Source organism: Paenibacillus sp. FSL R10-2199, assembly GCF_038000235.1.
GTDB lineage: Bacteria > Bacillota > Bacilli > Paenibacillales > Paenibacillaceae > Paenibacillus_AQ > Paenibacillus_AQ phytohabitans.
In genome coordinates, this window is sequence record NZ_JBBOBO010000001.1 from 3,326,698 (window position 1) to 3,340,383 (window position 13,686).

A 13,686-nucleotide genomic window follows, 5' to 3' on the forward strand; every position below is an offset into this window, starting at 1 on the left:
CGCCTATATGAATACGAACAAGCTCCTGCTGCTCATGCTTTTGCCCGGTTTGATCAGCCTGGTATTGTTCAAACTGGCTCCGCTGGGCGGGATGATTATCGCTTTTCAGGATTTCAGCGCTTTTCGAGGGGTGCTGGGCAGTCCGTTTGTCGGTCTGGAGCATTTTCAGCGAATCTTTGAAGACCCGTATATATGGACCCTAGTCAAAAATACGCTCATTCTCGCTTTCTATTCCCTGCTATTCACGTTTCCCATTCCGATTCTGTTCGCCTTGCTGCTGAACGAGGTGCGGGTCCGCTGGATTAAAGGAAGCGTGCAATCCCTGAGCTTCTTGCCTTATTTCATCTCTTCGGCCGTTATGGTCAGCATTCTGTACACGCTGCTCTCGCCTTCGACCGGCCTGGTTAACGATATTCTGGCCCGTTTTGGCCTGGACACCATCTACTTTATGGCTGAACCGGGATGGTTCCGCAGCAATTATGTACTGCTCCAGGTATGGCAGACCTTCGGCTATTCGGCAATCGTGTATATTGCAGCAATGGCAGCTATTGATCCATCCGTCTATGAATCCGCTTCACTGGACGGTGCCAGCCGCTTTCAGCAAATGTTTCACATCACGCTCCCTTCCTTGAAGCCAACGCTTGCCATCATGCTGATTATCAGCGTCGGCAACATTTTCACGGTCGATCTGGACCGGATTTTGCTTATGTACAATCAAAGCGTCTATGAGACGGCTGATGTTATTCAGACTTATGTATACCGCCTGGCCTTTGCCAGCACAGGATTCCCGGAATACAGCTACGGCACGGCAGTCAATCTGCTGAAATCGCTTGTTGCTTACGTTCTGGTTGTCGGAACCAACAAGCTGTCCACAAAATATTCCGATACACGGCTATTCTGAGAAAGGAGAAGGGTGATGAGAACAAAGATCAGTCTGTTCGACATCTGCAATAATATTTTTCTGCTATTGATCGCTCTTGTCTGCACGTATCCTTTCCTGTATATATTCTTTCTCTCTATCAGTGACGGAAGAAGCATCGCCTCAGGAGACGTCGTGTTCTTTCCGAAGAATCCTAACTTTGAAGCTTATCAATATATTTTGACGAATTCCAGTCTTGGCATTTTCCGCGGGCTGCTGAATTCGGGCATCTATACGGCGATTGGTACAGTTGTTGCGCTTATGCTGACGTATATGACGGCCTATGTGTTGTCCCGCAAGCAAATTAAGGGCCGCTTTCTGATCATGAGCCTGTTCGTGTTCACCTGGGTATTTGAAGCGGGAATTATTCCGGCCTACATTGTCTTGAATAAGCTTGGGTTTGTGGACAATTGGCTGGTAATGATTATTCCCAATGCGATCAATGTACAATTTCTGATTATTACCAAGACCTTCCTGGATGGTCTGCCAACAGAGCTTGAGGAAGCAGCCAAAATCGACGGCGCCAACGATTTTCAGGTTATGAGCCGCGTCTTTCTCCCCATTTCCAAACCGATTCTGGCCACAATCGGCGTCTTCTATGCCGTATTTATCTGGAACCAGTATCTGATGCCGCTTATTTACCTGCAAAATCCGAACCTGCAGACGATTCAGGTTATGCTGAAAAGACTTGTCATCAGCTCGGGCGATTCCAATACGGCCTTCCGCACGATTATCCAGGACGGCATTATGCTGAACCCCGGCAACCTGAAGGCAGCGGCCATCTTCGTAGCGATGGTGCCGATTGTGCTGATCTATCCGTTTGTGCAGAAGTACTTCAAGAAAGGGATTCTGCTTGGCTCTGTGAAGTAAGCCACTTAATAGAAGGATAAATTATGAGTGAAACCTATAAATTCATATATTTTAACCAAAGGAGTGCATTATGTTAAATAATCCAATGATTGAATTAAATGACCTTACTGAAGACGGAAAGCTGTATTTCAACCGCCGCCTCGGCTTGGCGGAATCCCTATTGCCCTGTGATTTCGAAACAAGCCATGCCTGTGACCTGCAGGAGCTGCCGGGCGGCGATCTGCTCTGCGTCTGGTTTGCCGGCTCGGATGAAGGCAACCCGGATGTCAGCATCGTTATGTCCCGTCTGAACGCCGGGGCGGATGCCTGGACACCTGCTGTGAGAATTTCAGACGATAACGGCTTCAGCGAGCAGAATCCGTCCCTGTTTCTTCATCCGAACGGCGAGCTGTGGGTGATGTACACGGCCCAGCGGGCCCGTACCGCCGATGAGCCGCCGGAGTTCAATCTGCAGTACACCTCCAAGATTTACCGCAAGGTTTCCAGGGACAACGGGTATACCTGGGGGGAGGCGGAGGTTATGTTCCCGCGTGAAGGCTCATTCTGCCGCCAGAAAATTCAGATTCTCTCCAGCGGAAGATGGATCTTCGAGAACTGGATCTGCTTCAATGATGATACCCGCAACGGAAGCGATATTACGGTCATGAACATCTCCGACGATGAAGGCGCGACCTGGCGCAGCGTCGAGGTTCCCGGCAGCCGCGGCCGTGTGCACTGCAACGTGATCGAGATGGCGCCAGGGAAGCTGATCGGGCTCTTCCGCAGCCGCGCGGCAGACTATATTTACTTTGCCAAATCGGATGACAACGGGGAGAACTGGACGGAACCGGCACGCACCGAGCTGCCGAACAACAACTCCAGCATTTCCGCCATCAAGCTTGCGAGCGGCAAGCTCGCCATCATTTACAATGATCTGCGCTTCAATGACAAGCCGGATATTACCGTCTGGCCGTTTGAACGCTGTCCTGTTACTGTAGCCATTTCAGAGGATGAGGGCAGAACGTGGCCGTACCGCCGTCATGTGGAGACAGGTGAGGGCTTTAGCGGCCACAAAAATCTAATCCGCAACCGCCGCTATGAATATCCATGCATCATGCAGGCGGCGGATGGAAGTCTGCATGCAGCATATTCCTTCGGCAACCGCCGCACGATGAAATTTATCTCCTTCACGGAGCAGTGGGTTACCGGTGCCGAGTAACCGGAATGCTGCCGGGCTGAGCCCCTTTACGGGGCTCTTTTAAATATGAAAGGACGGCAGTGCTGTTTCCAGTTGGGCCGGTTGACAAAGAAAAAGCGGTGCGGTACAGTGAGAGACCTAAATTACGGCAACTTCATTGAGGTGAAGCAGAAATGGAAGAGCATATTGTACAGCATTTTTACACACCGGCCAAAACGCAAATGGAGCAGTCTGCCTATATAACCTGGGCCGGCCACCGGAAATGCGGCAAAGACCATGTCGTAGGCCCGCGCGTCCTGGAGACTTATAAAATGGTGTTTGTCCTCAGCGGCAAGGGCTATTTAACCCAAGGCGATCATGTCAACAAAATGCAGAACCAGGGAGACATGTTTATCCTGATTCCCAGAGAAAAGCATTTCTACTATGCTGACCCCGAGGACCCGTGGGAGATTATGTGGGTCTCCTTTGGCGGCCAGCATATTCCCTATTATCTGAATCTGATGGGGCTCGATATTAATCACTGCTGTCTGGAAGGAATTGCAACACATACCATTATTAACAAAATGCTGCTGCTGATCCAGGAGCTTCCGGAAGCGGGGAACGGGCAGCTGCTGTGCATTAGCTATCTGCTGCATATTTTCCACCTGGTTGAGCAGGGGGCAAAGCATTACGGCGAGGCCGGCCTGCGGACCGGCTCCGAAAGCGTGGTACAGCAGGCTGTTCTGTTCATCGAGCAGAACTACTACATGCATATTGATGTGGATATGCTGTGTAAGCACGTCAACTATAGCCGTTCCTACCTCTCCCGTTACTTTAAGCGGATCACTGGAATGTCTATCCCGGAATATATCAGCAAAATCCGCATCCAGAATGCCAAAATGCTGCTGCAGAAGACCGACCTTAACATTCAGGAAATTTCGGCTTCCGTTGGGATCACTGATTCACTCTACTTCTCCAAGATGTTTAAGAATGTAACGGGAGTCTCTCCCATGTCCTATAAGAAACACAACCAGGGGTTGTTGAACTAAAGCCATATTTATAGATGAATGGGGGAATACCCATGTTTGATTTTGAGCATAGCCTGAAGTTTAATGAGAAGGACCTGGATCTTCTAACGGTCGGGGAATTGCTGATAGACATGATATCGGAGGGGTACAGTGACTCCAATGAGTACAGCAGGTACCACAGATATTTCGGAGGCTCGCCGGCCAATATCGCCATGAATACCAAGCGGCTGGGCATCCGCCCGTTAGTGGCGTCTGCGGTGGGGACGGATGGGCTTGGGCTGTTTCTGGTAGAGCATTTGCAGAGAGCGGGGATGGATACAAGCTGCGTACAGCATGTACACGAAGCAACCAGCCTGGTGGTCGTGACCAAGAGCAAGTCCACGCCGGTCCCGATCTTCTACCGGGGAGCTGATTACCGCCTCACCTACACCGAGGAGCTGCGCTCAGCCCTGCTGCGGACGAAGATTATCCATTTTTCCTGCTGGCCCCTGTCCAGACAGCCGGTGAGATCAGCGGTAGAGCAAGTGATCCGGGATGCGCGCCGGAACGGGGTTCTGGTCTGCTTCGATCCTAATTACCATCCGGCACTATGGGAGAAAGGGGAGGACGGGGTTAAGTATATCAAAACGATTCTCCCGCAAGTGGATATCGCCAAGCCGTCGGAAGACGATGCCGAGCGGCTGTTCGGGAAAGACACCCCGGAGAATCAGCTGCAGAAATTCCTGGACCTGGGAGTGAAGCTGGTCATTCTGACTTTGGGCAAAGACGGCGTGATCGCCTCAAACGGGCAGGAAACGGTGAAGATGGGTACGCTGGCTACGCAGGTGACAGATACGACAGGGGCAGGGGATGCCTTCTGGTCCGGCTTGTACACGGCGCTCATCAAGGGCTATCCGGTCCGCAAAGCGCTGGAGTTCGGGCTGGCAGTCAGCGCGTACAAGCTGCAATATACAGGGGCAGTCGTAGAGCTGCCGGAACTTGAGGCATTCAAGACGAAGTACCAAATCTAGGAGGGCGAGAGTTATGGCAATTCACAATCAAGTGCAGCTGATTACGTATCCCGACTCGCTGGGCGGGAACCTGCAGACCCTAAACCATGTGCTGGATGAGCATTTTTCAGATATTTTCAAGGGCGGCATTCATATCCTTCCCCCGTTTCCCTCCTCTGGAGACCGGGGCTTTGCTCCGCTAACTTATTTTGAGATCGAGCCTGCCTTTGGCTCCTGGGAAGATATTAAGGTGATTGGGGCGAAGCATGATGTGCTGCTGGATGTGATGGTTAATCATATTTCCCGGCAGTCTGAGTATTTCCAGGATTTCCTGAGACAAGGAAGACGCTCACCGTACACGGATTTGTTCCTGACACTCGACAAGGTCTGGGCTGACGGACAGCCTGTGCAGGCCGATATCGGCAAAATGTTTCTCCGCCGCCCCTTGCCTTATTCCACCTTCACGATCGGAGAGACGGGTGAAGAGGAGAAGGTATGGACGACCTTCGGCAAAACCGATCCCTCGGAACAAATTGACCTCGATATACATTCGGATCAGGTAAAGCAGCTACTGACGGATATCTTCGGGAATTTCCGTAACAACGGCGTAAAGATTGTGCGGCTGGATGCTGTAGGTTATATCATCAAGAAGCTGGGTACAAGCTGCTTCTTCGTTGAGCCTGAGATCTACGGGTTCCTGGACTGGATCAGGGAGCTGGCCGATTCGCTGGATATCGAGCTGCTGCCGGAGGTTCATTCCCACTACAGCATTCAATATAAACTGGCGGAGCGCGGATTCTGGATCTATGATTTCATTCTGCCTTACCGCATCCTTGATACCCTTGTCAACAAAAATGCGGAAGCGCTGAAGGAATACCTGACTACGCGCCCTGCGAAGCAGTTCACGATGCTGGACTGTCATGACGGTATCCCTGTCAAGCCCGATCTCGACGGATTGATCGACACGAAGGAAGCACGTAAGCTGGTCGATGCTTGCCTTGAACGCGGCGCCAATCTGAGCCTGATTGTCTCTGAGGGTCATAAGGCCGAGGACGGATTCGATGTACACCAGATCCGCTGCTCCTACTACTCCGTGCTGAACAGTGATGATGACGCTTATCTGGCAGCACGTGCCATCCAGTTCTTCGCTCCCGGCATCCCGCAGGTGTATTACGCCGGACTTCTGGCCGGAAAGAACGATGACGAAGCGGTTCGCCGCACAGGAGAAGGGCGGGAGATAAACCGTCATAACTTCAGTATAGACGAGATTGAGCAGGCGCTTGGCAGGGGCGTAGTCCAGCGTCTCCTTGCGCTGATCCGATTCCGCAACGAATACGGCGCGTTTAACGGTGAATTCCGCGTGCTGGAATCGGCAAGTCATGAGGTCCGGCTGCAGTGGACCAAGGGAGATCTGTGCTGCACGCTGCATATTGATCTGGCCATTAACCGGACGGTCATCGATTATGCGGGACCGGAAGGGTCGAGTGTTCAGTTTGAGGTTTGAGGTTTGAGGTATAGCATGATCAAATGGTAAAGCGGTGTCTGACAGGGAAGTGCAGTCAGACACCGCTTTTTTTGTTATATAGGAAATTATGATATTCGTCTGTTGTGGATAACTTTCATGCCAAATGTATGCGAAAAACCGAATACAATGTTCCAATGATAGGGTAGTGGAGCCAAATGTATGCGAAAAACCGAATACAATGTGCTAATGATAGGGTAGTGGAGCCAAATGTATGCGAAAAACCGAATACAATGTGCCAATGATAGGGCAGATGAGCCAAATGTATGCGAAAAACCGAATACAATGTGCCAATGATAGGCAGATGAGCCAAATGTATGCGAAAAACCGAATACAATGTGCCAATGATAGGGCAGATGAGCCAAATGTATGCGAAAAACCGAATACAATTTGCCAATGATAGGGCAGATGAGCCAAATGTATGCGAAAAACCGAATACAATGTGCCAATGATAGGGTAGTGGAGCCAAATGGGGTATGAATTCCTTTGATTCATTTGAACATGGGCTGTACGGGAAAAACAAAGGGGTAAATCCTTCTGATCTCACCGGATAGTTAATTTACTTTTGATGTGCCACTTGATTCGCCCTCCGGGCGATTTTATTCTTGAAATATAAGAAGTTATATGTTTCACCTGATAGCTTATTCGCAGAATGGCCCGTTTTCGCAAATAAAATGAATAAATCGAAAGATTTTATAATAGTAAAGAAATTTAAAAAGCTGGTATCATGAAGAGAGCAGGATGCTTGCTTCCTTAGAGGTTATTGGAGGTTATTTATGAAAGCGTTTTATTTAGCGGATGCCAAAAAGTAAGCAGGTATACAGAGAAAAGGGGGAGCAGCATGAACAAATACGGTTATAAAAAAACCATATTCAATCACCTGGTTTTATCCTATACCATTCTTTCTGTTGTTCTAATCAGCACGATGGGCGGCTACTGGTATACCCAGGCCAACCGTATGATGGATCAGGAAATCGCCAAGGACAGTGTCACCCGGCTGAATGCCGTTCAGACGTTTATTGAACAGACACTGCTCAAAAAATATGAGGATAACCTGCAGAACAAGGCCTTGTCCATCAATTTTATCCAAAGCAACGCCAACCTGAGCCAGCTGCTGTATGGGGGCTGGAAGGGGAATCTGAGCCGGGCGGCTTCCTTAAATAATGATCTGGAGTTCTTCAAGGTGGAGAATACGGGTGTCACCAATGTGGCGGTATATTTCCCAGGGAATGATTATGTGGTGGATGCAGACAAGTTTTATATGAAAACGGCCAATTCGCTGGAATCGGGATTCTACTGGAAACTGGCCCATATGCCTTTGAAAAAATGGACAGTCCGGACCAACGCAAACGGTGAGCAGGTTATCAGCTATGTGATTAAGCTTCCTTATCAACTGCCGAGTGTGAAGGCTGCGGGGTATTTCATCATCGATGTAGGCGTGAACTATCTGCAGACCGTTGTGGCTCCGATGCTTAGTTCTCCGGAAGATAAGCTGCTGGTGTTGGATGGAGCGGATCATGTGCTGTTCTCAGCCGGCGGGGAGAACAGCAGAATCGATGAGCTTTTGCAGGAAGCGCTTGGTTCGGGATCTGCCCAGGAAAGAAGGATTAAGGAGGGCGGAGTGCCGGGAGTCTTATCACAGCTTCCATCCGTTCATTCGGCTCATCAATGGACCTATGCGATGTACCGGCCAACCAACACCGTAGAACTCTTCACCGAGCATCTAAAAACAGGGCTGTATACGGCCTCGGCCGTCATTATTCTGTTCGGACTACTTATCTCGTTCCTATTCTCCAAACAGCTCTATATTCCTATCAAACAGCTGATGGCCAAGATCGGCAGCTTCCAGCCAGCCCATTCTCATCTCTCCCGCGGGAATGAGTATATGATTATCGGGGATACCTTTTCCTTAATGAAAGACAAGATCGTGGATCTGGAATCCCAGGCGAGGAAAAGTGAGCTTATCAACCTGCTGCTGGGGGTCAGCCAGAGTGAGGAGCCTCAGGAAAGAGTACTGCCCGATACCGCTTATTGCGCAGCATACCTTCAGCTTACCGCAGGGGAGCCGGAGGGGTTGAAAGCCAGGTATGAGCTCTACAGCACGCTTCCGGGAGAATTCATCTCGCTCAATGCAAGAGAGGCGGTCATTCTTTACTACCTGGAGCAGGAGCATGGATTTGACCCGTCCTTCCTTATCAATGATCTGCAGGGGCTGCAGCGGATATCCGGCGAGGGCTTCACCTTTCAGGCGGCCATCGGACGGAAGGTGCACTCTGCTGAGGACATCCCGGATTCCTACCAGACGGCGCAGCAGGCCAGCCGGTATCATTTTATCTACGGCAGGCACACGGTTATTTCATTTCACAAGACGCAGTCCCTGAATGCGGAGCCTATGTTCTTCAATTTTGAGCATTACAGCAATGCACTGAAGGCAGGGGACCTTAAGGGAGTGAATGATTTCCTCGATACCTTTGTCTCTGCGCTGCATAAAGAGGAGGTGCAGATTGATGCCGCAGAGCTGGCCGTGCTCCAGCTGATTGCCCAGCTGTACCAATGTGTGATTGAGCTGAAGCTGCAGCATCTGCTTCCGTATTCCAATCTGTTTGAGGAGCTGAAGAAGGATACCCTGTACGAAACGATGACAAGCATCCGGAAGCTGTGTACAGAAATTACAGAACTGATGAATGCTGAAGGCAATCATGCCCATGCGGAGGTCATCCGTACGTTACAAGCTTTCATATCCAGTCACCTGCATGAGGATTTATCGCTGCAGATTCTGTCGAGGGAAGTCTCGCTGGCACCGGCTTATATCTCCACCCTATTCAGTGAAGTCACCAAAACCCCGTTCACCGAATATGTAACGAAGCTGAGGCTGGAGAAGGCCGCCGAGCTGCTGATTGCCGATTCGCGGCTGTCTATCGCGGTAATTGCCGAGCAGGTCGGCTACCGTAATCCGCAATATTTTCACAGCAAATTCAAAGCCCGGTACGGCGTTACCCCTGTCCAATACCGGAAATCGCATAAGGACCATGCGGATTGGATCACTTTGGAGAATTGAATGTCCTAGCAACGCCAGCCTTAAATATTAATTATCCCGAACCTTCACGCCAATGAAGGTTTTTTGTTTGTATAGGAAATGATGCAGTTTGAAAAGGTGAGGATAACGGTGAAGAAGCGGCTTATACGGCGTGGGAAGACACCTACGGGAGTCGAGATACCGCGGCAGCTGAAAAATAGATGGATATTCTACACTTGCTAAAGGGCGAAGGAGGCAATGTCAAACAGCAAGTGGAAAAAGAGCACTTAATATTAGGGAAATAGACAAGAGTAGGAGAAATATACGAAATTAAGATACGTTTATCCAATTAATAATCTCAACGATACTAAAATAGCAAAAATAAGATACGTTTTACCACTTAATTTCATAAGGGGAGGTAGCGCTTCAGCATTTTGAGTAGCGGCTACTATTCATAAGAAAGAGTCGCTGATGTGTTCATATTTCGGCCTAAAGTGGATAACCGCTTAAATAATTGAACTTCTGCAGGCGGTAAAACGAAAGAAAGTATAAGGAATTGAATGAAGTTGAACTAGAAAAAGCGCTTCCATAAATCTAAACTTACATTTGTGAGCGGCACATGATGAATATACCGAGCTTGTCTATTTTGGAAAGGAGCAACTGTAATGACCTCGCTAGTCACTTCGGACGGGAAAACCCAGGCCGGGAGGAAAACCTCAAAGATTGCAGCAGTATGGAAAGAATATAAAAAATGCAGGTATCTCTTTCTATTACTTACACCCGTACTGATCTGGTACGCCGTATTCGCATACTCGCCTTTGTATGGAATTCAGCTGGCATTCAAGGATTTCCGGATTATGGATGGGATCTGGGGGAGCCCCTGGGTCGGACTGAAGCATTTCAAATTTCTGTTCCTGCAATCGCCTGACTTCTTCAAAATTCTGGAGAATACGGTTGTCATCAGTATCTATCATATTGTATTCGGTTTCCCCGCGCCGATCATTCTTGCGCTGATGATTAATGAAATCCGGTCGTCCAAGTTTAAGAAGATCGCCCAATCGCTTACCTATCTGCCCCATTTCTTCTCCTGGGTCATTCTGGGCGGGATTCTGATCACCTTGCTCTCCCCGTCCACGGGAGTGGTGAACTATCTAATTACATTGGTCGGTCTGGACCCGATCTATTTTCTTGGTGATCCCCATTATTTCAGATTTACACTGGTGACCTCGGCGATCTGGAAGGAAGTAGGCTGGGGAACGATCATCTATCTGGCCGCACTGACGGGAGTTTCCCCCGATTTATATGAAGCGGCTGTCATGGATGGGGCAAGCAGGTGGAAGCAGACCCTCAAAATCACGCTGCCGTCCATCCTGCCCGTTATTGTGCTGATGCTTATCCTGCGGATGGGCGGAATTCTCGATGCAGGCTTCGACCAGATATTGAACCTGTACTCACCCGCAACCTACGAAGTAGCTGATATTCTGGACACGTATGTCTACCGGGTAGGTCTGCAGAATTTTCAATTCAGCCTGACGACTGCGGTAGGACTATTTAAGAATGTGATCGCTTTTATGCTGGTGCTGTTCACCAATTATATCTCGAAGAAGCTGGGGCAGGACGGATTATTCTAATTTTGAAAGGAGCACCAGGCAGTGAGACAAGGCAAAGGAAGTACGTTGTTTCAAATCTTTCTGATTTCGTTCATGGTTATTCTCTGCATAATCATGTTATATCCATTCGTTCATATGCTGTCGATCTCGTTCAGCAGTCCTGCAGAGTCGTTAAGACTGGGCATCCATCTCTATCCGAAGCAGGTATCGTTGTATGCATGGGAGCGGGTTCTCGGGAAACATGATATCTGGATCGGCTTCGGCAATACCGTCTTCAGAACCGTAGTAGGTACGGTATGCTCGGTTTTCTTCATGTCCATGGGCGCCTATCCTCTGTCGAGAAGATATCTGCCCCACCGCAATGTGTTTACGCTGCTGATCGTATTTACGATGTTCTTCGGCGGCGGGCTGATTCCAACCTACTTTCTGATCAAAAATCTCGGGCTGCTCGATACCCGGGCGGTATACATTTTACCGGGGCTGGTCAGCACCTTCTCCATGCTCATTCTGCGCAATTTCTTCCAGGCGATTCCGGATGAGCTTGAGGATTCGGCCAAAATTGACGGAGCGAACGACTTGCGGATTCTTTTCCAGATTGTATTACCGCTGTCCCTGCCGGTTCTGGCTACGCTGTCTCTATGGTCGGCAGTTGGACACTGGAACGCCTGGTTTGACGCGGTGCTCTATATCCAGGACCCTGACAAGCAGGTTCTAACCACCTTTTTGCGGAGAGTTGTGATCACAGGCGAGGACCTGTCCATGTACGCCTCCAATACAACAAACACGGCTTTGGGATATCAGGAGCCGATTAAGGCGGCGACCCTGATGTTCACGGCTCTGCCGATTATCATTGTCTATCCGTTCCTGCAGAAATATTTCGTCAAGGGTACAATGGTAGGCTCGCTCAAAGGTTAACAGGATTTACTCAATCTGCTGTAGAGGCTGGATTGTTTAAATAACAAGCATCAGAGAACAAAAGGGAGGATATTAGAAAAATGAAAACAAAACCATGGTTGACCGGTATGGCAGCATTGCTGCTGTCCACCTCGTTGCTTGCCAGCGGGTGCAGCAATAACGGAAATAATAGTACTTCTTCATCCAATACTCCAGCAGATCCGGGAACGGAAGCGCCAATTGAAATCACTTGGGCGAACAACTGGAACGCACCGGAAGCTGACAATAATTATGTGCAGAAATTCATTGAGCAGAAATTCAACGTCAAGATTAAAAATGTGAAATTTGAAACGGCAACCTGGAAAGAACAGCTTGGGGTCATGCTTGCCTCCGGCAACATACCGGATGTTCTGGCTGTCGATGGAAGTGTCGGGGACATGGTGCAATGGGCGGATCAGGGCGTAATCGCCAGCATTCCGGTGGAGGATATTAAGACTTATATGCCCAAATATGTGGCAGACGTGGAGAGTGTTGATCCCAAGGCATGGGATGCCGGGAGCTATAACGGCAAGAACTGGGGAGTTCCAAAGGTATGGTCCAACGGCAGCACAGGCTTCATGCCGGGGTATAACGGACAATGGCTGAAAGCGATTGGTTATAGCGAGGCTCCCAAAGATCTGACGGAGCTGGAGGATGTATTGACCAAGTTCACGAATGGCGATCCGGACGGCAACGGCAAGAAGGATACCTTCGGGATGTCCGGACGCGGTAAAGATGCGCAAATGCAGATGTTTAATCCCATCTTTGCCGCTTACGGTGTGAACCCGTTCCAGTTCAAGCTGGGTTCGGACGGTAAAGTGGAATACGGTGCGATCACCGAAGGTGCCAGACAAGGTCTGGCATTGCTCAACAAATGGTTCGAAGCGGGAATTATTGATCCCGAATTCGTTACGGATGGCAATGGTGAAATTCAGACTAAATTTATCAGCCTGAGAACCGGCATGTTCGATACCGGGATGTGGCATCATCTGTACAAGGATGGATATTTCGGGCAGGTAGCGGCGGATAAAGGAATTGAGCTGGTGCCGGGGACTCCGCTTACAGGGCCTGACGGCAAGAAGTATGCGTTCTCCAATGGCGCCTTGCAGCCTCCGATCTTCTTCGGCGTTCAGCTTGAGAAGGATGATAAGAAAAGACAGAGGATTCTGGAGATTCTGGAATATGCCGCAACGGATGCAGAAGGCTATCTGACCACCACTTTCGGCAAGGAAGGGGTAACGTATAATCTGGAGGGCGATTTGGCCGTTGCTATTGAGAATCCTGCGGAGACCTTGGCCGCATTAGGTGTAGGCTTCTATAATCCGCTTGGCGGCAAGGTAGAAGCGATGACCAAATATCATTTCTCTGCTGACAAAATTGCCTTCCGTGACAAGTACACCAAAATTGACGGACTCACTGTGTTGACAGACCTGATGCAATCGACCGTCATGACTACAAAGGCGCAATATGAGACGATTCTGACTACACTTCAGACCCAATTCTATATTAAAGCTATCACCGGGGAAGCAGACACGGATAAGGCATTTGATGATTTCAAGGCCCAGTGGCTGAAGTCAGGCGGACAAGCGGAGCTGGATGAAGCCCAGAAGATTTACGAAGAGCGCAGCAAGTAACACTATTAC

The 13,686-nt window shown here is 49.5% G+C and carries 10 protein-coding genes; all 10 read left to right on the top strand.

Annotated elements, in window-relative coordinates; translation table 11 throughout:
• Positions 1-7 precede the first annotated feature (7 nt).
• Positions 8-901: an ABC transporter permease gene (locus tag NYE33_RS14405; protein ID WP_218639446.1), complete on the top strand. Its 894-nt coding sequence runs from the start codon at positions 8-10 to the stop codon at positions 899-901.
• A gap of 15 nt (positions 902-916) precedes the next feature.
• Complete coding sequence (locus NYE33_RS14410; RefSeq protein WP_039297453.1) at positions 917-1,789, top strand: carbohydrate ABC transporter permease; 873 nt, start codon at positions 917-919, stop codon at positions 1,787-1,789.
• 85 nt (positions 1,790-1,874) lie between these two features.
• Positions 1,875-2,987 carry a sialidase family protein gene (locus NYE33_RS14415; protein WP_341066253.1) on the top strand — a complete coding sequence of 371 codons (1,113 nt, stop codon included), beginning with the start codon at positions 1,875-1,877 and terminating at the stop codon, positions 2,985-2,987.
• A gap of 152 nt (positions 2,988-3,139) precedes the next feature.
• Complete coding sequence (locus NYE33_RS14420; RefSeq protein WP_341066256.1) at positions 3,140-3,994, top strand: AraC family transcriptional regulator; 855 nt, start codon at positions 3,140-3,142, stop codon at positions 3,992-3,994.
• 32 nt (positions 3,995-4,026) lie between these two features.
• A complete protein-coding gene (locus NYE33_RS14425; protein ID WP_341066259.1) occupies positions 4,027-4,983 on the top strand; it encodes a carbohydrate kinase family protein in 957 nt (318 codons plus the stop codon).
• Between the two features lie 13 nt (positions 4,984-4,996).
• On the top strand, positions 4,997-6,466 hold the full coding sequence (gtfA, locus tag NYE33_RS14430) for a sucrose phosphorylase (RefSeq protein ID WP_341066261.1): 1,470 nt from the start codon (positions 4,997-4,999) through the stop codon (positions 6,464-6,466).
• Between the two features lie 859 nt (positions 6,467-7,325).
• Positions 7,326-9,542 (top strand): helix-turn-helix domain-containing protein, encoded by a 2,217-nt coding sequence (locus tag NYE33_RS14435; protein ID WP_341066264.1) that lies wholly within the window; start codon positions 7,326-7,328, stop codon positions 9,540-9,542.
• A gap of 623 nt (positions 9,543-10,165) precedes the next feature.
• Complete coding sequence (locus NYE33_RS14440) at positions 10,166-11,131, top strand: ABC transporter permease (protein ID WP_042139033.1); 966 nt, start codon at positions 10,166-10,168, stop codon at positions 11,129-11,131.
• A 21-nt stretch (positions 11,132-11,152) separates the two neighbouring features.
• The gene (locus NYE33_RS14445; protein ID WP_341066266.1) at positions 11,153-12,025 is read left to right on the top strand and encodes a carbohydrate ABC transporter permease; all 873 of its coding nucleotides are present in this window, start codon (positions 11,153-11,155) and stop codon (positions 12,023-12,025) included.
• 80 nt (positions 12,026-12,105) lie between these two features.
• Positions 12,106-13,677, top strand: a complete 1,572-nt coding sequence (locus NYE33_RS14450) for an extracellular solute-binding protein (RefSeq protein ID WP_042139032.1) — start codon at positions 12,106-12,108, stop codon at positions 13,675-13,677.
• The last annotated feature ends 9 nt before the right edge of the window (positions 13,678-13,686 follow it).

Coding starts and splice junctions, on each gene's coding strand:
- NYE33_RS14405 (WP_218639446.1), top strand. CDS start 8: ATGAATACGAACAAGCTCCTGCTGCTCATGCTTTTGCCCGGTTTGATC.
- NYE33_RS14410 (WP_039297453.1), top strand. CDS start 917: ATGAGAACAAAGATCAGTCTGTTCGACATCTGCAATAATATTTTTCTG.
- NYE33_RS14415 (WP_341066253.1), top strand. CDS start 1,875: ATGATTGAATTAAATGACCTTACTGAAGACGGAAAGCTGTATTTCAAC.
- NYE33_RS14420 (WP_341066256.1), top strand. CDS start 3,140: ATGGAAGAGCATATTGTACAGCATTTTTACACACCGGCCAAAACGCAA.
- NYE33_RS14425 (WP_341066259.1), top strand. CDS start 4,027: ATGTTTGATTTTGAGCATAGCCTGAAGTTTAATGAGAAGGACCTGGAT.
- gtfA (WP_341066261.1), top strand. CDS start 4,997: ATGGCAATTCACAATCAAGTGCAGCTGATTACGTATCCCGACTCGCTG.
- NYE33_RS14435 (WP_341066264.1), top strand. CDS start 7,326: ATGAACAAATACGGTTATAAAAAAACCATATTCAATCACCTGGTTTTA.
- NYE33_RS14440 (WP_042139033.1), top strand. CDS start 10,166: ATGACCTCGCTAGTCACTTCGGACGGGAAAACCCAGGCCGGGAGGAAA.
- NYE33_RS14450 (WP_042139032.1), top strand. CDS start 12,106: ATGAAAACAAAACCATGGTTGACCGGTATGGCAGCATTGCTGCTGTCC.